This window comes from Thiomicrorhabdus sp. Kp2, from assembly GCF_000478585.1.
In the GTDB taxonomy this organism is placed as follows: Bacteria; Pseudomonadota; Gammaproteobacteria; order Thiomicrospirales; family Thiomicrospiraceae; genus Thiomicrorhabdus.
Genome location: NZ_ARWI01000001.1, coordinates 1,125,182 through 1,148,583 on the forward strand (window position 1 = coordinate 1,125,182; position 23,402 = coordinate 1,148,583).

The following is a 23,402-nucleotide window of genomic DNA, read 5'->3' on the forward strand; positions in this document are numbered from 1 at the left end:
TCAATCCACTACCCTAAAAATACATAAAACTTCGAGCTTTTAGCTTATCGGCGTTTTATTTTGCTCTAAAAAATTTTTAAGCATCTGATGGCCTTGCTCAGTCAAAATCGATTCGGGATGAAACTGTACACCCTCAATCGCATATTCTTTGTGACGCACACCCATAATTTCATCAAATTCGTCATTGGCATCTTGTGTCCAAGCGGTCACTTCTAAACAATCTGGTAACGTTTTTTGGTCAATCACCAAAGAGTGATAACGGGTGGTTTGCACTGGATTTGGCAGGCCTGCAAACATACCTTGGTCTTTATGAAAGACTGGTGAAGTCTTACCGTGCATCACCTCTTTAGCACGCACAATGTCACCACCAAACGCTTGACCAATACTTTGATGCCCCAAACAAACGCCCATAATGGGAATTTTGCCAGCAAAATGTTTAATCGCTTCTACTGAAACACCCGCTTCGGTAGGCGTACATGGGCCAGGTGAAATCACTAAGTATTCAGGATTCAATGTTTGAATCGTCTCTAAATCAATTTGATCATTACGGTAGACTTCAACATGCTGACCCAACTCGCCAAAATATTGCACGATGTTATAGGTAAACGAGTCGTAGTTATCAATCATTAACAACATAGTTTCAGTCCTTATCTATGTCCAGCATCTGGGTTATCGGTTTTCATACCTTCGGTCACAAATTGCGCGGCTTTAAATATGGCGCGCCCTTTGTTCATGGTTTCGTCCCACTCAAGTTGTGGAACGGAATCAGCCACCACTCCTGCACCCGCTTGTACAAAAAGTTTTTTATCTTTAATCACCGCCGTACGAATCGCAATCGCGGTATCCATATTGCCATGCCAACCTAAATAGCCAACCGCTCCAGCATAGATGCCACGTTTTACAGGCTCTAGTTCATCAATGATTTCCATGGCACGTACTTTTGGTGCACCAGATACCGTTCCTGCTGGGAAGGTGGCACGCAATACATCCATCGCCGACATGCCAGGTTTAGCTTGGCCATTTACATTCGAGACAATATGCATAACGTGTGAATAACGCTCTACGACCATCTTTTCAGTCAGTTCAACCGAGCCTGTTTGCGCAATACGCCCCACATCATTACGTCCTAAATCAATTAACATCAAGTGTTCAGCTAACTCCTTAGGATCGTTTAATAAATCCTGCTCAAGTTCAATATCTTTTTCTGGCGTTAAACCGCGACGACGTGTGCCCGCAATTGGGCGCACTGTCACTTGATTATCTTCAAGACGCACTAAAATCTCGGGCGATGAACCGACAATCTGCAAGTCGTCCATATCCACAAAATACATATACGGCGATGGATTTAAATAACGCAACGCGCGGTATAAATCAATTGGTGAACCGTCATAATCCACAGACATTTGCTGAGAGATAACCACTTGCATGGCATCGCCTGCCAAGATGTATTCTTTGATTTTGGCCACTGCGTCTTTAAAGGCCTCTTCACCAAAGCTCGACACAAAATCGCCTTCAGTCAAAATATCTTTACTTGGCATGTCCACTGGCATAGGCATAGGTTGGCTAAGCTGTGCTTGTAGCTCATCTAAACGTTCCGCGGCTTTGGTGTAGGCATTGGCTTTCGATAAATCGGCATGCACAATGACATGCACTTGACCGCTCAGATTATCAAACACCACCAACTCTTCAGAAACCATTAGCTCTATATCTGGCGCACCAATGTCATCTTGTTCAGGTTGGCTTTTTTGTAGACGCTCTTCAACATAACGCACCGTGTCATAACCAAAGTAACCGACTAATCCACCATTAAACACGGGCAGGCCTGGTTGTTTGTAAACTTTAAATTGGTTTTGATAAGCTTCTACCCAAGCAAGCGGATCATCGGCCACTTGTTGCTGAACCACTTCGCCATCACAAATCTCTTTGATTTGATTGCCCGAAATTTGAATACGGGTACTGCAAGGCAAGCCAATAATCGAATAACGCCCCCACTTATCACCGCCCTGAACCGATTCAAACAGATACGAATACGGCCCTTTAGCGAGTTTATGATAAACACTTAATGGGGTGTCATAATCAGATAATACCGTGCGCATCAGTGGCGCACGGGTATAACCTTGATTTGCGAGGTTAGCAAAATGTTCATTGCTCATTCTTGGTCTGCCTTGCTTGATGATTTTTGTTCTTTCCAATCCCAATATTTAAACAGGACTGTTCGTCGAATACCCGCTAAAGAACAGAATAAAGGTCGAAAAATTTCTAGTAACAATGCTTTTAAAAAAGCCATGTAATAATCCTATTGTTAATACAAATCTTTCAATAAAAAAACTTCAACCTACCAGGCCTGGTAGGTTGAAAGCAATGTCAATTACTTGGATACCAAATAATCTTTAAACTCTAAAAAAGAGTCTGCAACTACATCAGGCTCATAGTCACGAATATCTTCACCGTGGTTATAACCATAAGTCATACAGAAGATATGGAAACCTGCTGCACGAGCCGCTTTAACGTCTGAACGAGAGTCACCAATCATCAGTGCATTTTCAGGCGCAACACCCAGTTTTTCTGCCGCATACAATAAAGGCATTGGGTGCGGTTTTTTCTCTGCACAAGTATCGCCCGATACAATCACTTCAAAGTAGTCATAAAGACCTTTATCTTTAAGTAATGGCACAGTAAAGGCTTCGGCTTTATTGGTTACACAAGCTACACGGTAGCCCTGTTCCATAATCCACTCAATCCCTTCAATAACGCCATCATAAACAACACTACGCTGTGAAGTATTGTCCTTGTATAATTCTAAGAAAATTGGATAAGCTTTATCCATTAATTCTTGGTCTGGCATACCATCAACAGAGTTGATTAATGCACGTTCTGTTAAACGCTGAACCCCATTACCAACCCAGTTACGCACGGCATCTTCACCACGAACAGGCATGCCAAGTTGTTTCATCATTTCATCAACACAATAGGCTAAATCTGGCACACTGTCGATTAAAGTTCCATCTAAATCGAACAGAACAAATCCTGGTTTTAACTTTTCCATAATCTTCTCTTTTTCTATTTTTTTTGTCTCAGACTTAACTGAGGTTTGCCTTCCCTTAAAACCACAAAACGCTGGCGCCCATTTCTGAGTAACCAGCGTTCTGGTGGAAAAGCTAATACTATATAGGGTTATAGTTTAGGCTTTTGCTAGCTCATCACGCATTTGCTTAATCACCGTGTCATAACGGTTAGCATCAGATGCATTTGCTTTTCCAAAAATACCAGAACCTGATACAAACGTATCACAACCAGCCGCCGCGACTTCACGGATGTTTTCCACCTTAACACCACCATCGATTTCTAAACGGATATCACGTCCAGAAGCGTCGATTAACTGACGAACTGCTTTTAATTTTTCCAACGCTTGTGGAATGAACGATTGACCACCAAAACCGGGGTTTACAGACATAATCAAAATCATATCGATTTTATCCATAACGTGCTCTAGGTAAGACAATGAAGTGGCAGGGTTAAATACCAAACCAGCTTTTAGGCCTGCGTTTTTGATTAGCCCTAAATCACCGTCAATATGCTCAGACGCTTCTGGGTGAAAAGTAATAATATCTGCACCGGCAGAAGCAAAGTCACCAATAATGCGACTAACAGGCTTAACCATTAGGTGCGCATCAACAGGTGCGTTTATGCCTTCTTTAACCATAAAGTTTTTAAGTGATTCACAAACTAATGGCCCAATAGTTAGATTAGGAACATAGTGATTATCCATTACATCAAAATGCACAACATCTGCACCCGCTGCAATAACGTCTTTAACGTCTGTACCTAACTGAGCAAAGTCCGCAGATAAGATTGAAGGAGCAATCCAATTTTCTTGTTTAGCCATGTTTACACGCCTTATAAATTTAAATGTTTAAAAATAATTCGTGCATTTTAACAGTATCCATTAAAATGGCAAAAAATCTTTAGGGAAACCAACCTTAAACCGAGAGAAACACAGGATAATTCGCTATGATTGAAGAAGAAAGTTTTGAAAACGACAAATCATCGTCTAAAACCAACAACATAAATACACACTCAAAAAATCAGCGACCAATACATGACCGACTTTTAGGTAAAGCAATCAATGTAGCCGAATACATTGGTTTATTAGTCATCGCTATTGCGACTATGTTTGCAGGTACGGGTGAAGTGCTTCATATGATAGAAGCCCGCCAAGTTACCTTGGGTGATTTACTTTTGCTATTTTTATATCTAGAAGTATTAGCCATGATTGGCATCTATCTTAAATCGGGTAAATTACCGATTCGATTCCCAATCTACATCGCCATCGTTGCCCTTGCACGATTACTGATTCTTGACCTAAAGTCATTAACCGAGTGGGAGATGATTGCGATTGCTGGTACGATCACTTTATTATCCGTCGCAGTACTTATTTTAAGATATGGTCACATTAAAATGCCTTACGACTTAGACCGTCGTAATGATGATATTTAACAATTAACAGCCCAAAATTTACGAACTTTATATTTACAGGAACGCATCTATGCAAGCACTTTATGAATCTAGCCTAACGAGCCTACCATTGATTGGTAAAGGTAAAGTTCGAGACATCTACGATATTGATGATAAACATATGTTAATTGTCACCACTGATAGAATCTCAGCATACGATGCCATCTTACCAACACCTATTCCAGGTAAAGGCCGTATCTTGACTGAAACCGCTCAGTTTTGGATGAAAAAAATGCAAGATATCGTGCCAAACCAGTTGGCCGAAGGTCTGAATTTAGCCGACTATTTAACACCAGATGAACTCAAGCAGTTGGATGGTCGTGGCATGATTGTTAAAAAACTCAAGCCTCTCCCCGTTGAAGCCATTGTTCGTGGTTACTTAGTGGGTTCGGGCTGGAAAGAGTATAAAAAATCACAACAAGTCTGTGGCATTGATTTACCCGCTGGATTAAAACAAGCGGCACAACTTCCAGAGCCTTTATTTACTCCGTCTACCAAAGCAGAACAAGGCGACCATGATGAAAACATCAGCTTTGAGCAGTTAGTGACTATTATGGGCGAAGAAAAATCTAATGCAGTTAGAGATTTAAGCATTCAACTATACAAAGCCGCCGCAGAATTTGCACTTGAGCGCGGCATTATCATTGCCGACACTAAGTTTGAATTTGGTGAAGATGATGAAGGTACCATCTATTTAATCGATGAAGCCTTAACCCCTGATAGCTCACGTTTTTGGCCAGCTTCGAGCTATGAAGTAGGGAGCAACCCGCCAAGTTTTGATAAGCAGTACATCCGTGACTACCTTGATAGTTTAGACTGGGACAAAAACCCAAAAACAGGCCCAGAACTGCCTGAAGAGATTGTGTTAAAAACCTATGAAAAATATCGTGAAGCGCAATCTCGTTTAATTGAGAACCTATAAACTCTTCATGTCTTTCAAAGAGTCAAAAAAAACACTGTTTTTTAAAGCCACCAATAGAGTTACCAGGCCTGGAAACTCTATTGGTGGCTTTTTTATTACAGGAACCGATACTGACGTAGGAAAGACCTATGCCGCTGGTTGTGTTGCCCAGACTCTTATTCAAGATGGCTTTAAAATCATTCCTCGCAAACCAATCGCCTCGGGTTGCATCAAACAAACCGATGGCTCTCTTTTAAGTGAAGATGCGCTGTTTTTAAAAGAAGCGACCCATTCACCTGAGCCTTTAAAGGTCATTTGCCCTTACAACTTTGAGCCAGCAGTTTCTCCACAAACCGCTATAGAACAAGCAGGCCTGGTTATTACCACCCAAGACCTATTCTCTGTCTGTAATATCCCTAAAGAAAGTAATCCAAACACGCTGTATTTAGTGGAAGGTGCAGGTGGTTTTTACTCCCCGCTTTGCTCAGATGGTTTAAATCAAGATTTTGCTCAAGCACTTAAACTGCCCGTTATTCTAGTAGTCAAAAACCAACTAGGCTGTATTAATCACACCCTATTAACTCTGGCCGCCATTGAACAAGCAGGCCTGCAAACTTTTTGCATTATCCTCAACTTTTCAGATGAAAAAAATCACGCTCTAGGTATCGAAAACTGGACGGACATCCCCATTTTTCATTTGCCAACCAATAACACGCAAGCACTCAAACCTATAGCTGGTTTGACCTCTTTGATTTATTAAGCATCCCTTTTGTAGTAAGCATTTTGCTATTAACAACTACTAATACTTTTGTCTTTTCGACCTTTTTTTTCTAATATAGAGCGCTGATTTTAAAAATGATAAAAACATAACTAAGGATTCCTAATGAAGCTTGAAACGATTGCCATTCACGGTGGCTACACACCCGAAGAAACCACTAAAGCCGTAGCTGTACCAATTTACCAATCGACGTCTTTTGCCTTTGATAATGCTCAACATGCCGCAGACCTTTTTGATTTAAAAGTGCCTGGCAATATCTATTCACGAATCATGAATCCAACCAATGCCGTACTTGAAAGCCGACTTGCCGAGATGGAAGGTGGTGTTGCGGCGCTGGCTGTGGCTTCAGGCATGGCGGCAATCACTTACACTTTGCAAACCATTGCAGAGGCGGGTGATAACTTTTTAAGCGCCAGTGAGCTGTATGGTGGAACCTATAATCTATTTGCCCACACTTTACCGCGCCAAGGGCTTGAGACTCGTTTCTTTAATAAAGATGCCAGCAATGACGAAATTAGCGCCCTTATTGATAACAAAACTAAAGCAATCTACTGTGAAACCATTGGTAACCCTTCGGGTGGAATTGCTGACGTTGCCCGCTTAGCCGAGATTGCCCATTCACACGGTATTCCATTAATTGTTGATAGCACAGTGGCTTCGCCTGCACTGTGGAGACCGATTGAAGATGGTGCGGATATTGTGATTCATGCCGCCACCAAATACATTGGTGGACACGGCACAACCATTGGTGGTGTGATTGTCGATTCAGGTAAGTTCCCATGGGCAGAACACGCCGAGCGTTTCCCGTTATTGAATACACCAGATGTCTCTTATCACGGTGTAACCTATACAGAAGACTTTGGCGCCGCCGCTTTTATTGCTCGTTGTCGTGTTGTGCCGCTAAGAAATACGGGGTCTGTTTTAGCTGCACAAAGTACTTTTCAACTATTAATGGGCTTAGAAACACTTGCTTTGAGAATGGAACGTACTTGTGAAAACACCCAAAAAGTGGCGGAATGGCTTGAGAAACACGAATTGGTTTCTTGGGTAAATTATGCTGGTTTACCAAGCCATAAAGACTATGCGCTTGCTCAAAAATATATGAATGGTAAAGCCTCGGGGATATTAAGTTTTGGTCTAAAATCAGGACGAGATGGCACCATCAAATTCTATGACGCTTTAAAGCTTGTGGTACGTTTAGTGAATATTGGTGACTGTAAATCTTTGGCTAGCATTCCCGCAGAAACCACTCACCGCCAGTTAAATGCCGCAGAGTTAAAATCTGCTGGAGTAACTGAAGACATGGTGCGTTTATCGATTGGTATTGAACATATTGACGACATTCTAGAAGACTTAGAACAAGCGTTAAACGCATCGGCTTGATTCTAATTTTGAATGTTTAATTTTCAATTTTGAATATCGAAAACACCCCGTCATTACGAGAAGTAAAGTGACGTGGCAATCTTTGGCCAATATCGCATTCGCCTTTGTAGATTGCCACCTTCGGCTCGCAATGACGAGTTGGTTTATAATGTTTAATATTGTTAATTTTCTATTTTTACCCTATGCTCACACCATCTTAAATGGCCACAGGGCATGCCAGGCCTGGCAAACCCAGTGACTGTTAATATTCAGTAAACACTGAATAAAAACCTAAAATATTCGCCACTTCTCTTTCTACCCAACACTCTCTTGGTTAAACTCATTCATTAAAGATGACACCAGGCCTGCTAACTTGTAAAATCTAACGCCTTAACTAATTAATTTCGCATTTCTGCTTAGTGAGAGTCCGTTTGCAAGAATCCAACCGTATAGAATTTAAACGTCAGTTAACTGAAAGCCTTGAAAAAGAGGTTATTGCGTTTTTAAACTCGCCACACGGTGGCGAGATTTACATTGGTGTGGATGATATAACTCAACTCCCTATAAATTTACCAGGCCTGGATGATTTACAACTTAAAATCAAAGACTGCATTAAACACAATATAGCCCCATCTGCTTTAGGTTTGTTTGATGTATTGGTTACCGACTGGCAAGGCACAAATATCATTAAAATTGTGGTCGCCAGTGGATTAGAAAAACCCTACCACCTCACCAAATTTGGCATGACGCCTAAAGGCTGTTTTATTCGTATTGGTTCGGCATCTGAGCCTATGAATGAACGTATGATTACCGAGTTATTTGCCACAAGAACCCGTAATTCCATCAGCAATATTCGCTCTCGTGAACAAGACCTAAATTTTGAACAACTTAAAATCTACTATCAAGCCCGTGACTTACCGCTGAATGACCATTTTGCCAAAAACTTAGAGTTACTCACGCAAGAGGGTGACTATAATTACGCCGCTTATTTATTGGCCGACCAAAACGGCAACTCCATTAAAGTGGCCAAATATGCAGGCACAAACCGCATTGATTTGATTGAAAATGAAGAATATGGCTATTGCTGTTTAGTTAAAGCCACCAAAGCGGTGCTCGATAAAATCAAAGTAGAAAACCGCACCTTTTCACAAATTACCTCAACCACTCGTAATCAACGGCAAATGCTTAATGAGATAGCGGTACGTGAAGCGGTCATTAACGCGATTGTGCATAACGACTACACGCGTGAAACACCCCCTAAATTTGAATTCTTTGCAGACCGTTTAGAAATCACCTCAACGGGTGCTCTGCCAGAAGGTATGGATAAACAAGACTTCTTTAGTGGTATTTCACACCCCCAAAACAAAGTGCTTATGCGTGTGTTTAGAGACCTAGAAATGGTGGAGCATTTAGGCTCGGGTGTACCCAGAATTTTGCAACACTACCCACAAGAGAGTTATGTGTTTTTAAGCAACTTCACAAGAATAGTCTTGCCCTATGCAGAAGGGTTTGTAGAATCACTGACTAAGACGCCACAAGTTACTGACCAAGCTACTGACCAAGCTACTGACCAAGCAGGGAAGTTACTAGCATTTTGTCAGACAGCTCGTTCTATCCCTGAAATCATGCAGTATCTTGGCTATAAACATCGCACCCATTTCAGAACCCAAGTACTTGCACCTTTGTTAGAAACAGGCCAACTTGAAATGACAATACCAAATAAGCCCAAAAGCCCAAACCAAAAATATATAACCAAAACTTAAAGTCGCCCGCTCACAACTGATGGATAACTGTAAAATAGCCGATTAAACCAAAATTATGGAATGTAAATATGAACCCCGTTAAAACCAATATTATTGACCAAGAATCTATTCAAGAGCGTAATTTACAGTTCTTTTTAAAGAATTTTCCTGGCGTGGTATCAACGGGTGAAGACGGTGATTTGGTGATTAATACCGACAAACTAAAATTAGCATTAGACCCAAAAGCTCGTTTTGAAGAGAACGGCTATGAACTTAACTGGGTAGGCAAAAAAGAGGCCTACCACCAGGCCTATGCTAAACAAACCAAAATTTTAAAACCATTACAAGATGACAGCAAACTGCAATCAAGTGATGATTTTTTAGCCGACACAACTGAAAACATTTTAATAAAAGGCGACAACCTAGAAGCCCTTAAACTGCTTAAAGCCAGCTATTTTGAGCAGATTAAAATGATTTATATTGACCCGCCTTACAACACCAAAAGCGAAAACTTTATTTACCGCGACAACTTTACCGACTCTGAAGACACTATTTTAGATGAGTTAGGTTACAGCGCCGACTATAAAGACTACATTCAAAACATCCAAGGTGCCCGAACCCACAGTGGTTGGTTAAGTTTTATGTTTCCACGCCTATTATTGGCACGTGATTTATTAAAAGACGATGGCGTGATTTTTATCTCTATTGATGATAATGAACAAGCGAACTTAAAATTGCTGTGTGATGAAGTGTTTGGGGAAATCAATTTTGTTGAAAATGTCGTTTGGGAAAAGAAAGTAAGTCCATCAAACGATTCAAGTTACTTTAGCAATGATCACGAATATATTTTAATTTACGCTAAAAGTAAAACTGACAAAGTAATCAATAGGCTAGAAAGAACTTCAGAACATAACAAGTTTTATAAAAATACCGATAATGACCCACGCGGACCTTGGAATTCAACCGCCCCTACATGTAATAAGAATAACAATGAGAGACCAAATTTATATTTTCCAATTAACAATCCTAACACTGGCGAAGAAGTTTGGCCTAGAAAGGAAGCCGTTTGGGCATTCTCAAAAACAAAGATGAATGAACTACTTGCAGACAATAGAATTTATTGGGGTGCTAATGGGAACTCAACTTCACCAAGGATCAAAAACTTTTTAAGCGAGGCAAAAAAAGTCGTCCCAAGAAGTATTCTTCATTATAAAACAGTTGGACACACCCAATCTGCAACTAATGAAATAAAGTCTCTACTGCCTGAAGCAGGTTTTAATTACCCCAAACCTTCTACATTAATTCGCCATTTAACAAAAATAGCTCTTGGCGAAAATAAAGATGACACCATCCTCGACTTCTTCGCAGGCTCGGGCACCACAGGCCAAGCCGTAATGGATTTAAATGCGGAAGATGGTGGTAATCGTCAATTTATTTTAGTGCAACTGCCCGAAGCCATTGATGCTAAAAAACAAAAAGACGCTTATGAGTTTGTGACCAAAACCCTAAGTAAACCCGAGGCCACGATATTTGAAATTACCGCTGAGCGCTTACGCCGTGCAGGTGAAAAAATTAAAATCGACCATGCCAATAAAGACGGCATAGAAAATTTAGATATTGGTTTTAAAGCTTTTGAAATAACCGATGACCCAATGCAGCAGTTTTATAAACCTTTGCATGAGGTAACAGCCACAGATTTAGAACAGTTAGAAATGGCGCTTTCTCATGAAAGCAGTGAAGCCAATTTAAATACTATTTTGGTAAATTTATTGTTGGCCGAAAAACTGCCCCTTTCTACCCCTATTATTACACTACAAGAAAATGCGCTTTATCAAGCGGCTAATGTGTTGTTAATTGTCAATGCCATTGCGTTAGAGTCCATTAAAACACACCTTCTAAACCGATCAGGCCTGGTAAAAGTAGAATATATTTGTGTGTATTCACCCAATATTAGCAGTGAAACCCGTGATCAGTTTAATCAGGAGTTAATACCAGCCCTTAAACAGACGGGGTTAGATGAAGCCCGCTTGCGATTTAGAGGGTAAGGGTATGTTGACCAATGCAACGTTAAAAAATGCACCTTTAAAATTACAGTTTGAACGGCTAGATTATCAAGACCAAGCGGTAGCCGCTGTGTGTGATGTGTTTAAAGAGATTCCCTTTTTACCCCCTAAATACCCAGAGAGTAATCCCAGTTTTAATTTAAGCAATGCCCTGCATCGCAAAATATTAAAAACCAATATTGATGCCATTCGAGAACAACATAATGTTACCGAGGGCGAAGCGAAAATAAGCCATCAGTTAACCTTAGATATATTGATGGAAACGGGTACTGGTAAAACCTTTACCTTTATTGAGACGATTTATCGTTTAAATCAACTGTATGGTTTGTCTAAATTTTTAATTTTAGTGCCCAGTACGGCTATTCGCCAAGGGGCGGTAAAAAACCTACAAATTACCAAAGAATTTTTTCAAAAAAGCTATGAAAAGAACTTAACGGTATTTAGTTATACACCAGAAACCGTGTTTCGTTTTTGCAATGCCTCTAATGAAAATATATCGGTGATGATTTCGACCTATCAATCTTTTAACAAAGCCAGTAATGTTATTCATAAAAAGACGGTGGAGCAAGGGTTAATTGGTAAAGCAACCAGTTATATTGATGCCATTGCCGCTTTAAAACCCGTGATTATTATTGATGAACCCCACCGCTTTGAAGGTAAAAAAACGGCTGAAAATATAGAGAAATTTAGGCCGTTATTTACGGTGCGTTATGGGGCAACGTTTAAAGAAAATCAACAAAAACAAAAATTTCAAAATTTGCTTTATACCTTAGACAGTATTACCGCCTTTAAAAAAGGTTTGGTAAAGAGTATTACCGTAGACACCATTGGTAATGAACAAGTAGACGCCCACTCTTTAGCGTTAATAGAGGTTAAAGGTGCTAAACAATCAGATTATCAAGCCAAACTAAAATATAAAGATATTGCGGGTAAAAACCAACAAGTGATACTTGAAAAAGGCGATAACTTAGGCCAAAAAGTAAAAATTGATTACCTAAGTGGTTATGTGGTTGAAAAACTCACTAAAAGTGAAGCGATTTTTACCAATGGGTTTAGTTTGCCGCTGGGTGAAGAAAATGCGACCTCTTACGGTATGTTGCTGGATGCTATGCAAACCGAAATTATTAGGCAAACCATTGAAACGCATTTTGAACGTGAAGAGGAGTTATTTGTTCAAGGCATTAAATCTTTAACCCTATTTTTTATTGATTCGGTAAGCAAGTATTTATTAGACAGTGGCGAGCCAGGTGAGTTGGTTAAAAAGTTTGAACAACTGTATGCCAAAAAACTGGGTGAGGTGTTAAAAACTAAAAGTTTAGATGCTAGCTATAGGGCTTATTTAGAACGCACTCAAGAAAATATTGGCGACGTACATCAAGGCTATTTTTCTAAGTCGAATAAAGATAAAGATCTTGAAACGCAAATTGATTTAATTCTCAATAAAAAAGAGGAGTTGCTTTCGTTTAATACCGATTTACGTTTTATTTTTTCTATGTGGGCATTGCAAGAGGGTTGGGATAATCCTAATATTTTTACCTTGTGTAAATTGGCACCCAGCAATTCAAAAATTACTAAATTACAACAAATTGGCCGTGGGTTACGTTTGGCGGTGAATCAGTTTGGTGAACGAATTACTTCTGAGCATGAAGCATTTGATCAGGTAAATGAACTGAATGTGATTGTGCCTTCTACTGAGGGTAACTTTGTAGAATCGATTCAAAATGAAATTGCTCAAAACAGCTTAAAAATGCAAGGGCTTATTTTTGAAGCGGACTTATTGATTGACCTGAAAATCGCCCCCAATATCCGTCAAGCTCAGGCGTTGGTTGATGTTTTGGAAGACAATAAAATTGTTGAATTAGATGATGACGATAAGGCGCACATCGTCGCAGATAAAAACACCTTTACTAATAAATGGCCAACGGTTCTGGCAAAGATTGAAGCGCATAAGCGTATTAAGGAGCCTAACTTAAAAGGTTTAGCTGAATTCTTTAAAGAGGTGTACATTGCTGAAACTAAGGTTAAATCAAAGTCTAAAGCGAAAAGAGCTCCCAAATTAATAAGAGTGAACGCTAATAAATATAATCAACATTTTAAAACTTTGTGGGACAACCTAAACCGAGATGCCGAACTTAAATATGATTTGAATTCAGATGAGTTTATTAAAATAGTCAACCAAGCTATTGCCAGTGAATTTAAAGTACAAGAAATTCAGATTAAAACCACACGCCATAAAGAAGTTGAAAATGTGGTACAAGAAGATGTAACCAGTTCCTACACAGCTGTTCAATATCATTCTGTTTTTAGCTTGTATGAGTTTGTAAAAGCCTTAGCCAATGCAACGAGATTAAGCTATAAAACGATAGCAACCATTTTAAAAGCGATGCCTACCAATCAGTTTGCAATGATTGCCAATAATGAAAACCAAGCGTTATTGGATTTAAAGGCGATTATTCTGAATGAGCTATATGCATTAATAGTCAATAAAATTAGTTATGATATTAAAGAAATTAGAACTAAGGCTACGAGTTTAACCAGAGCCGATGGCATTGTTTTAGACTGGATTAATAAAGGCGCATGCGGCCGCATGGACCACGATATTAGTGTTAAGAAAACCCTTCTTGATAAATCACTCTATGATGAGAACTTTATTGAAATTGATAGTGAGATTGAAGGCATTACCATTGAGGAATCTACCGACAAAAGCATTACCGTTTTTGCCAAGTTACCAAAAATAAAAATTCCTGTACCAAATGGTACTTATAACCCTGATTTTGGTTATGTTGTGGACGGTGAAAATGGTAAAGCTCTCTATTTAGTTGTAGAAACAAAAGGGTATCCAACTGAGGCAGACATTCCATTACCTGAAAAAGTCAAAATTGCAGCAGCAAAACAATTTTTTAAAGCCTTAAAAGCGAAAGAAACAGGTATTGAAGTTCATTACAAAACCAAAATTGATAACCAAGAATTAGCTAATTTACTGGGTGAGATCAGTAATAAATAGAAAGCTCTACTAAACAATTTTTGATATTGAATATTGATTTACAGTGTTTAAATAAACTTTGTTACTTAAAAGATTTACCAGGCCTGGTCATATTGAATTTACAGGCCTGGTAGTTTTTGTTTTTAATACGTTAAAGCACACCCGATTCTAATACAGGTGTCACCAGATAGTGACAATCGATCCTTGGATGCTCTGTTTTAAGATACGCTAAAATATGAGTGTACTCTTCTTGTGTGGTGATAATCTCAACTTGCACCTTTGCCAAATACCCCGCCACTTGCTCTTCGATTTCTTCAAGTTCATGTTCATTACTGTATGAACGTATCGACACACTTTTAAATTCAATTTGCGACTTTTCATACACTAATAAACTGTCTGAAACAGAAGCAAAAACACCTTCATCCAAAATGAGCTTTAATAATACGCCTGACATACTAGGCTCCTTTTTTTAAATAGTTAAGCTGTGTGCCTTGCCCAAACAATCGATAGAAAATCGGCAAAATTAATAAGGTTAAAAGCGTGGACGAAATCAATCCACCAATCACCACAATGGCTAATGGGCGTTGAATTTCAGAACCAGGCCCTGTTGCAAAAACTAAAGGCACTAAACCTAAAGCCGCAATACTGGCTGTCATTAAGACTGGGCGAAGACGACGCATTGCACCCTCTACAACCACTTCAGTAATAGAGATACCTGAGGCCATCAACTGATTAAAGTAGGAGATCATCACCACCCCGTTTAGCACCGCAATACCTAACAGGGCAATAAAGCCAACTGACGCGGGTACAGAAAGATATTCACCCGTTATCCACAGGGCGGAAATCCCGCCAATTAAGGCAAAAGGTACATTGGTCAAAATCATGGCGGCCTGCGGAACGGACTTAAAAGTACTGAATAAAATAATAAAAATCAGAACTAAAGCGATGGGCACTACCACGGCGAGTTTACTGGCCGCACGTTGTTGGTTTTCAAACTTGCCCCCCCATTCAAAGTAATAACCTGCGGGGATATTCATTTTGGCGGCTTTTAATTTAGCCTCTTCAACAAACCCAACTAAGTCACGCCCTTTTACATTGGATACCACCACCGCAAAACGTTTACTTTGTTCACGCTGAATAGAGACAGGCCCTTCAACCTCTTTGGCGTTCACTAACTGACTTAAAAGCACCGTTTGACCACTCTCTAACGCAATAGGCTGCTGTAACATCTCCTGTTTAGAAGATTTATACGACTCTGGTGCTCTGACCATTAATGGAATGCGACGAATACCTTGGTATAACATACCTGCTTCTAACCCATTCACCTGAGCACGTAATATCGCTTGCACATCATTCACACTTAAACCAAATTTAGCGGCCGTCTCTTTGTTGATTTCTAACTGAAGGTAACGCAACCCTTCATTAGTTGGGGTAAAGACATCTTCAGCGCCGTCAATCGCACTGACCGTCTCTACCATCTTTTTAGCAACCTCATTGAGTTGCTCAGGGTCATCGCCAAAAATCTTAATGGCCACATCGCCACGCGCCCCCGTTAACATCTCATCAACACGCATTTGAATGGGCTGGGTAAAGGCAAAATTCACACCTGGGAAATGTGCTTCTAAACCATTACGAATTTCATCGATAAGCACTTCTTTGGTTTCCATTCGCCATTCTGTTTTTGGTTTAAGTACTAAAAAGCTATCCGTATCATTCAATCCCATGGGATCCATTCCAAGCTCATCTGAGCCCACACGGGCAATAATACGCTCTACTTCAGGAATATTTTTTAACAAATACTTTTGTACCTGCTTATCCATATTCACCGTCTCTTTTAGACTGATGGATGGCAGCTTTTCAATCTGCATAACGATATAACCTTCGTCCATCTGAGGAATAAAGGTTTTACCCACTTGGGTATAAATAAACCCTGCAAACACCAAACCCAATAATGCAATGGAGATCATTTTTTTACTGTTCGCTAAACTCCAAGTTAACACGGGGCGATAGATTTTAAGTAGCTTCTCAATTAACCAAGGTTCTTTATGGCTTGGTTTACCTAACATGAAAGAAGCCAGAGTAGGAATAATGGTTAATGAGAGTAGCAGCGCACTACCCAAAGCAAAGATAATCGTTAAGGCAACAGGTACAAACAATTTACCCTCTAAACCTTCAAGCGTTAATAACGGCAAGAACACCGTCATAATAATTAAAATACCCGAGATAACTGGTACAGAAACCTCTTGTACCGCTCGGTAAATAATATGGAGTTTTGGCAGGCCTGCTCGGTCTTTTTCTTGATGGGTGACAATGTTTTCAACCACCACTACGGCGGCATCCACCAACATACCAATGGCAATGGTTAAACCACCTAATGACATTAAGTTGGCCGATAAGCCAAACTGATTCATTAAAATAAAGGTGAGCAGTGCCGCCAAAGGTAGAATCAAGGCTACCGTTAAAGCGGCACGCAAATTACCCAAAAAGATAAACAAAACCAAAACAACCAAAATGACCGCTTCGGTTAAAGCACCCGATACCGTTTCAATCGCTTGAGAAATTAGGTCTTTACGGTTGTAAAAAACATTAATCGAAATACCTTCAGGTAAAGCACGTTCAATATCGGCTAAACGGGTTTCAATACCTGATACCACATCACGGGCATTGGCGCCTTTTAGTGCCATCACCAAACCTTCAACCGCTTCCTGACCATTTTGAGTCACTGCACCATTACGGTACAGGGAATCAATCTCCACCTTAGCCAAATCTTTCACGTAAATTGGGCGATTGCCTTGGTAATCGACAATGATATTTTCAATATCGTCAATATTGGTTAAGTTACCTAATGTTCTTACTAATAGAACCTCTTCACCTTGGTTAACGCGCCCAGCCCCATCATTTTGGTTATGAGTTTGAATAGCCTCAATTAAACGGGCCAGTGAAATTTCAGAACTACTTAATTTATTAAAGTCTGGCTTAACGGCAAAGACGCGCACATTTCCACCTAAGGCATTTACATCTGCAACCCCTGGAACGGAACGTAAGGCAGGACGAATCACCCAATCCAATAGATCACGCTTTTCCATATTGTTCAGTGTATTACCGTCGATAGTAAACATAAAAATATCACTTAACGGGGTGGATAATGGCGCCATTCCGCCCGTTACACCACTTGGCAAATCAACACCATTCAAGCGCTCAGCTACCAATTGGCGTGCCCAATAAATATCCGTACCCTCAGCAAAGTTTAAGGTAATATCCGCAATCGCATATTTGGCTAACGAACGTAATAAGGTCTCTTTTGGAATACCTAACAACTCTTGCTCTAAAGGCGCAATGACTCTCTGCTCAACCTCTGTTGGCGTCATGCCAGGCGCTTTAAATATCATTTTTACCTGAACAGGCGAAACATCAGGAAAGGCATCAATAGGCGTTTTTTGAAACGCCATCCAGCCACCTGCTGTTAGCGCAAAAATAACTAATAGCACAAAGATACGCTGGGTTAAGAAAAACTGTATTAAACGGTTCATAGCTATTCCTCACCCTCTTCGGCCATTAAGCTATTTTTAAGACTTGAGGCTCCATGAATCACAACAACACTGTTTTCATTTATATCACTGGCTTTTACAGGCGTAAAAAACAGTTGGCCATTATGGGTTTGTAAAACATGAATAGGGATAGCTTTAATCTCAGCAGACTGTTGTACAAAAATAATGTCTTGGCTATTAATCGTGGTTAATGCCCCCAAAGCCGTTTGATAAGCAGGTTGCTCATACTGAAAATGCACTTTAAACAGCTGGCCTGGTTTTATGGCAAAATCCGCATTATCGAACACGGTATGCACTTCAACAGACTGGGTCATTGGGTTAACAAAGTCGGCAATATGCGCAACTTTACCTTGTTTAGTGACATCAACAACACTCACAGATTGGCCTTCTGACAAGGTATTGGCATCCGCAATAGGCACTTCTAAATCAATAACAATAGGGTTTGTTTGAGCGATAGAAACCACTACTGACTGTTCAGCGACACGCTCACCGATTTTGACCTTAACATCAAACAGCTCTCCCGTAACTGGAGCAACTAAATCAAGCTCGGCAGATTGAATTTGTTGGGTATTTTCCAATGTCTCGACAGATTTCGGATTCATACCTAAAAACAGTAAATTCTGTTTTTGTTGAGATTTAAGTTGCGAGAGTTTTCTGACACTAGCTTCCAGCTGTTGACGCTGCTTACTAGAGATTGCACCTGTTTGACTTAACGATTTTGCACGTTTTAAAGCCGCTATTTCCGCTTTTAAATCCGCCAAAGTTGAGACAAAATCACTCTGCAACTTTTGTAATTCACTACTGTAAACCGTGGCAATTAAATCGCCTTTATCAACATGACCATGCACATGATGCAAAGCGGTAATTTGGCCAGACATTGGCATCGTCACCACATAACGCTGATTAATCGGCACAATACTTTCTGCGATAAAAGCACTACTTGGATAAGAAGTAACCGCTGCTACTGTCTGCGTTTTGATTGCAAGCGCTTCCATTTGTTCAGAAGAGAGATTCATTGTTGGCAATGCAGAGTTTTGAGAAATAGCAGATTCAACCGCATTTGCAGAAGACAGGTAGCTCATTGCTGAAACCAGCAAAACAAGAGAGGCTGTTACCTTTGATTGTTTACAAAACTGAGCAAAATAGTCGTTTTTAGTTTGCGTTAAAAATGAAGTTTGCATTATAAAGATACTCCTGCAATTTGGTTGCGGTTGGCAATGGCTTTGGCCATTTCAATTTGGATAAGTGCTTGTTGTAATTCGCTATCTAAAAATACCTGCTGGGCATTCACTAAGGTTTGAATATTACTTTCACCCGCTTGATAGGCTTGCTGTGCAAGTTGTAAAGTTTGCTCTGCTAGCTGCATATTTTGAGCACTGATGGTTAATTTTTGTTCTGCTAATACAACACTTTGTTCACTTGCATACAGACGATTCTGGAGCTCTAACTGATAGCGCTTAACTTCTGCTTCTTTGTTTAAAACCTGTGTATTCTGCTTAGCTGTTTCTACTTTTTTAGATGGATTTGAGCCAATTGGGTAGCTGATTTGTGCAAATAAAGTGGTGTTTGGCGACATCGCTCTATCTTCCTCTTGAAAACCACCCACACTTAAAACGGGGTTGTCTTTCTGAGAAACTTTTAGCGTTTGCAACTCAGCCTGCAAAATGGCTAATTCTGCATTTAGCTTTCTCAATTCAGGGTGATTATTAATATCAAATAGAGGGGCATTTTCGGTTAACGGAATCGGTAGCTCAAGTGAACCAGTCCAAGACTGGTAACGCTTTTGAACTGAGCCTAATTGATTTTGCATCGTGAGCAGATGAGATTCGGCTGTTAACAACAGATTTTGTGCCATTAAGGCATCCATTTTAGGCTTTTCACCGACCTGAACCAATTTACTAATCAATAAATGCAACTTATTGGCTTGGGCAACGGATTTTTGAGCAATATCCGTTTGCACTTGTGCTTCTCGGTATTGCCAAACTAAGTCACGTAATTGTCCTGAAGCCTGCCATTTTAAGAAGTTAATTTGATCGTTTTTTAGTTCTGAATAACCTTTGGCTAATTGTTGTTGGCTGTCTGCTTGACCAGGTAACCATAATGGAAACTCTGCCCCAATATGCCACTTGGTTTTGTCTAAATCACCTGTCATGGCATCATTTTCATGCGCGATGACTAAATTAGTATTACTAGAGAAAAGGCTATTGGCAGCATCATTAGCGGAGGTTTCAACCGCATCATAACCAATCAAAGACATTTGTTCTGGTTGTTTTTGCATCACCTGTTCAAGCAAATCTGCGTAACTGGCGGCTTGTGCTGAATGTGATGTTAGCCCAAATAAGAACAGGCCTGTAAGACTTAAAATCTGGATTTGTTTCATAACACTTTCCTAGAGTCATCGATAATGAAATCCATTCTAGAAAATGAAACTGAAATGAAACTGAAAATACTTAAAAAAATGAAAATTAGCGTGGTCTAAATATAATCTCCACTTTTAAACCGCCTAAAGAAGAGTGGCTAAATTGCATTTCGCCCGAATAGGCTTCAATTAAATCTTTAACGATAGATAGGCCAATACCGTGACCAGGCGTGTTTTCATCCGCTCTAAAACCACGAGTTTGCAAGTGATTAAGGCGTTCTGCGCTCACCCCTTTGCCGTCATCTTCTATCACAATGATTGTACGACCTTTTTCCTCAGTCAACGTAAAGACTATTTTGGATTGAGCCCATTTAAATGCATTGTCCAATAGGTTTCCAAAAAGTTCAAAACCATCCTCTTTTTCAATGACCAGGCCTGGTAAATCAGGAATATCACAATGACATTGGATGGATTTATTCTTATGCAACTGCTTTAAGGTTTGCAATAACTCATCCAAATCGCTTTTGAAATCGAAACGATTGTTGATTGGACTGTCTGAAGCAATACGTGCCTTTTTTAACTCTCTATCGATAAGATGATGAATCTTATCCAACTGCTGTTGCATCTGTTGCTGTACCCGCTGAAGATTTTCAGGTGACGAATCAATCTGAATCTGTTCGAGAATCTGAAAGGCTAGATTAAGCGGTGTTTTAAGACCATGTGACAAATTAGCATTGGATTGGCGTGATGTTTTAAGTTGTTTAGCGGCTTGGTGTAAAGCCCCTTTTAAAGCATCGATTAACGATTCAACCTCTTTAGGGTATTGACTGTTTTCAATGGTGAATTGATGGGTAATTTCCAACTCTTTAAGCTGTTTTTCCAGTGGTGCGAGCTGTGTAAAAGTACGTTTTAAAATCCATTTTTGTAAAAAATAGAGCACAAACAGGGCGATTACGGCAAAGAGCCCAAACAACCAATCAAAGTATTTTAAGCTCTCTTGAATAGGCGAGTGATCTTCAGCAACATACAAACGAACAGGTTGATTATTTTTACTTTGACGGCTCGCCAAAACTAAGAGTTTTGAGCGCATTAAACGATTACCGTCACCAACTAAAGGACCTAAGGTTTCATAAGAGAAAGATTGAGATTCTCCCTTCTCCAAGGACTTTAATAATAGGGGGTACTGATTTAGCGAGGGGGAAGCAAAGATTTTATTTGCGACTTTGACAACAAAATAGTGACCTGAATGAATATGTGAATAAATCGGTTCGATGTTCTCAATATCTAATCGCCATTGCCCATTTTCGAAGTGTAGGTTTTTCATCACCGATTCTGAATCATGGTCTAAACGGGTCATAACGTAATCATCTGCAACCTGGTGAATGGTGGTAATCGACAGCCACCAAAACAGCAAAAAAACACCCAAAACACTGAAGCCAAGTAAGGCTGATAACTGATGTTGCAATGATTTCATTTCTGCGCCTCACTTTGTGGAGCAATGCTATCAGATAGATTCAAACGATACCCTTGGCCTCGTAAAGTTTGAATGGCTTCTTTGCCTAGGTAACTTCGTAAGCGACGTATATAGACTTCAATAATATTAGAGTCTTTGTCATCCGTACTCTCTGAAATTTTATCGAGCAGGATTTGTTTAGAAAACACTTGATGAGGTCGGCTAAAAAAAGTGTAAGCCAAACGGTATTCGGTGGCGGTTAAAGAGTGCTTTTGCTGATTCACCAACAGCGTTTTGGATTGTGTATTGAGACATATTGAATTGACACCTGCAAGGTGTTGAGGGGCAAAACAAATAGTCTCTTTTTTGGGCAGATGACGTTTAACCAAACTTTCAATTCTGGCCTGTAATTCTTCAAAATGGAAAGGCTTACCTAAATAATCGTCTGCCCCTTTTTTTAAGCCTTCGACACGTTCTTGCCAACTATTGCGTGCGGTTAAAATCAGAACGGGCACATGAATATTCTGTGCACGCAGTTTTTCTAAAACTACCAGGCCTGGTTGTTTCGGAAGCCCTAAATCCAAGATTATTAAATCATACTGATGTTCTAAACCTAAAAATAACCCTTGCTCTCCGTCTAATGCCACATCGACAATGAAATCTAAATGCTTAAAACGTTGAACAAGATTATCTACCAATAAAGGTTCATCTTCGATTAACAGGAGCTTCATATTCCGCTTTATAGGTGTTTACGGACAATCGCTTTTTCAGCGTCATCAATATTATCAACGGTGACATTTAAATTATGTAGACGACCATCTTTAATATCGTAAATAAAACCATGAATAGCTAAGGGTTGACCTTTTTGCCAGGCCTTTTTTACCGCAGGGATATGACAGATATTTCTCACCTGTTCAGCCACATTAATTTCGCAAAGTTTATCAACCTGCTCTGTTTTGCTTAACGGTGCCAAGATATCTTTAGCTCTGGAAAGATATTTACGAATTGGGCGAATCCAGTGATCAATCAAATCAGGATTGGTCTCATTAAAGGAAGCTTGAACGCCACCACAACCATAGTGGCCATTCACAATAATATGTTTTACTTTTAGCACTTCAACCGCATATTGGATGACCGACAAAACATTCATATCACTTGAGTTAACTAGGTTGGCAATATTTCGGTGTACAAAAATTGTACCTGGATCCATCTTAACCAGTTCATTAGCGGGTACACGACTATCGGAACAGCCAATCCACAAATATTCGGGCTTTTGCTGATGAGCTAAACTTTCAAAAAAACCTGGATTGGCTTGATTAACTTCATCTACCCACTCTTCATTGTTTTTGAAAAGTTGCTGAATATCTTGATTACAATCACATTGCTGACACATGGGGTTTCCTTATTCTTCTTTAGAGTCTGGTTGCTTCCAAAACTTCATTATAATCAATACCGTAAATATACCTGCAAAAAACATAAATGCCATAGCTGGCCACAAGACATATAAAACATCCCAACCATAACTGTTTGGAATGCTAATACCATCAATCACTTCAGTGAGCTGATATTGTTCAATCGACCCCGAAAGATAGAACAAAAGAATCGCCATAATAGCGAGTATAAAAATACACATATCGTTATGACTCTTTATTTTACAGAGTGTTTATTTTAGACAAAAAAAATGCCCATAAATAAATT

At 39.8% G+C, this 23,402-nt stretch carries 19 protein-coding genes; 7 read left to right on the top strand and 12 right to left on the bottom strand.

Annotated features, from left to right (window positions below):
* Positions 1-39 precede the first annotated feature (39 nt).
* The 4 genes from A379_RS05445 to rpe all read right to left on the bottom strand — a co-directional run bounded on the left by A379_RS05445 (position 40) and on the right by rpe (position 3,886).
* Complete coding sequence (locus A379_RS05445; protein ID WP_040726489.1) at positions 40-636, bottom strand: aminodeoxychorismate/anthranilate synthase component II; 597 nt, start codon at positions 634-636, stop codon at positions 40-42.
* 11 nt (positions 637-647) lie between these two features.
* Complete coding sequence (gene trpE, locus A379_RS05450) at positions 648-2,153, bottom strand: anthranilate synthase component I (RefSeq protein ID WP_040726491.1); 1,506 nt, start codon at positions 2,151-2,153, stop codon at positions 648-650.
* A gap of 215 nt (positions 2,154-2,368) precedes the next feature.
* Entirely contained in the window at positions 2,369-3,046 is a 678-nt protein-coding gene (locus A379_RS05455) for a phosphoglycolate phosphatase (protein WP_040726492.1), read from the bottom strand.
* Between the two features lie 135 nt (positions 3,047-3,181).
* Positions 3,182-3,886, bottom strand: a complete 705-nt coding sequence (rpe, locus tag A379_RS05460) for a ribulose-phosphate 3-epimerase (protein ID WP_040726496.1) — start codon at positions 3,884-3,886, stop codon at positions 3,182-3,184.
* 125 nt (positions 3,887-4,011) lie between these two features.
* On the opposite strand from rpe, the gene A379_RS05465 reads away from it, so the two are divergent.
* From A379_RS05465 to A379_RS05495, 7 genes are all read left to right on the top strand, one after another.
* Entirely contained in the window at positions 4,012-4,497 is a 486-nt protein-coding gene (locus A379_RS05465; protein WP_081696343.1) for a phosphate-starvation-inducible protein PsiE, read from the top strand.
* Positions 4,498-4,546: 49 nt separating this feature from the next.
* The gene (locus A379_RS05470) at positions 4,547-5,437 is read left to right on the top strand and encodes a phosphoribosylaminoimidazolesuccinocarboxamide synthase (RefSeq protein ID WP_040726500.1); all 891 of its coding nucleotides are present in this window, start codon (positions 4,547-4,549) and stop codon (positions 5,435-5,437) included.
* Positions 5,438-5,444: 7 nt separating this feature from the next.
* A complete protein-coding gene (gene bioD / locus A379_RS05475; RefSeq protein WP_081696344.1) occupies positions 5,445-6,176 on the top strand; it encodes a dethiobiotin synthase in 732 nt (243 codons plus the stop codon).
* 123 nt (positions 6,177-6,299) lie between these two features.
* Positions 6,300-7,577, top strand: a complete 1,278-nt coding sequence (locus tag A379_RS05480) for an O-acetylhomoserine aminocarboxypropyltransferase/cysteine synthase family protein (RefSeq protein WP_040726502.1) — start codon at positions 6,300-6,302, stop codon at positions 7,575-7,577.
* A 410-nt stretch (positions 7,578-7,987) separates the two neighbouring features.
* A complete protein-coding gene (locus tag A379_RS05485; RefSeq protein ID WP_040726504.1) occupies positions 7,988-9,319 on the top strand; it encodes an ATP-binding protein in 1,332 nt (443 codons plus the stop codon).
* 68 nt (positions 9,320-9,387) lie between these two features.
* A complete protein-coding gene (locus tag A379_RS05490; protein ID WP_051145022.1) occupies positions 9,388-11,343 on the top strand; it encodes a site-specific DNA-methyltransferase in 1,956 nt (651 codons plus the stop codon).
* Positions 11,315-14,365, top strand: coding sequence for a DEAD/DEAH box helicase family protein (locus A379_RS05495; protein ID WP_081696345.1), 3,051 nt, complete (start codon positions 11,315-11,317; stop codon positions 14,363-14,365). Before A379_RS05490 ends, A379_RS05495 begins: the two co-directional genes overlap by 29 nt.
* A 130-nt stretch (positions 14,366-14,495) precedes the next feature.
* Here A379_RS05495 and A379_RS05500 read toward each other — a convergent pair whose 3' ends face one another.
* The 8 genes from A379_RS05500 to A379_RS05535 form a co-directional block, all read right to left on the bottom strand.
* Positions 14,496-14,798: a DUF3240 family protein gene (locus A379_RS05500; protein WP_040726506.1), complete on the bottom strand. Its 303-nt coding sequence runs from the start codon at positions 14,796-14,798 to the stop codon at positions 14,496-14,498.
* Position 14,799: 1 nt separating this feature from the next.
* The gene (locus tag A379_RS05505) at positions 14,800-17,874 is read right to left on the bottom strand and encodes an efflux RND transporter permease subunit (RefSeq protein WP_051145023.1); all 3,075 of its coding nucleotides are present in this window, start codon (positions 17,872-17,874) and stop codon (positions 14,800-14,802) included.
* A gap of 2 nt (positions 17,875-17,876) precedes the next feature.
* A complete protein-coding gene (locus A379_RS05510; protein ID WP_040726508.1) occupies positions 17,877-19,073 on the bottom strand; it encodes an efflux RND transporter periplasmic adaptor subunit in 1,197 nt (398 codons plus the stop codon).
* A complete protein-coding gene (locus A379_RS05515; RefSeq protein ID WP_040726512.1) occupies positions 19,073-20,272 on the bottom strand; it encodes a TolC family protein in 1,200 nt (399 codons plus the stop codon). The genes A379_RS05510 and A379_RS05515 overlap by 1 nt, the downstream gene beginning before the upstream one ends.
* Positions 20,273-20,357: 85 nt before the next feature.
* Positions 20,358-21,725 (bottom strand): sensor histidine kinase, encoded by a 1,368-nt coding sequence (locus tag A379_RS05520; protein WP_040726515.1) that lies wholly within the window; start codon positions 21,723-21,725, stop codon positions 20,358-20,360.
* Positions 21,722-22,435, bottom strand: a complete 714-nt coding sequence (locus A379_RS05525; RefSeq protein WP_040726519.1) for a response regulator transcription factor — start codon at positions 22,433-22,435, stop codon at positions 21,722-21,724. The genes A379_RS05520 and A379_RS05525 overlap by 4 nt, the downstream gene beginning before the upstream one ends.
* An 8-nt stretch (positions 22,436-22,443) precedes the next feature.
* On the bottom strand, positions 22,444-23,097 hold the full coding sequence (locus tag A379_RS05530; RefSeq protein ID WP_040726523.1) for a carbonic anhydrase: 654 nt from the start codon (positions 23,095-23,097) through the stop codon (positions 22,444-22,446).
* A gap of 9 nt (positions 23,098-23,106) precedes the next feature.
* Positions 23,107-23,337, bottom strand: coding sequence for a hypothetical protein (locus tag A379_RS05535; protein ID WP_040726524.1), 231 nt, complete (start codon positions 23,335-23,337; stop codon positions 23,107-23,109).
* Positions 23,338-23,402 lie beyond the last annotated feature (65 nt).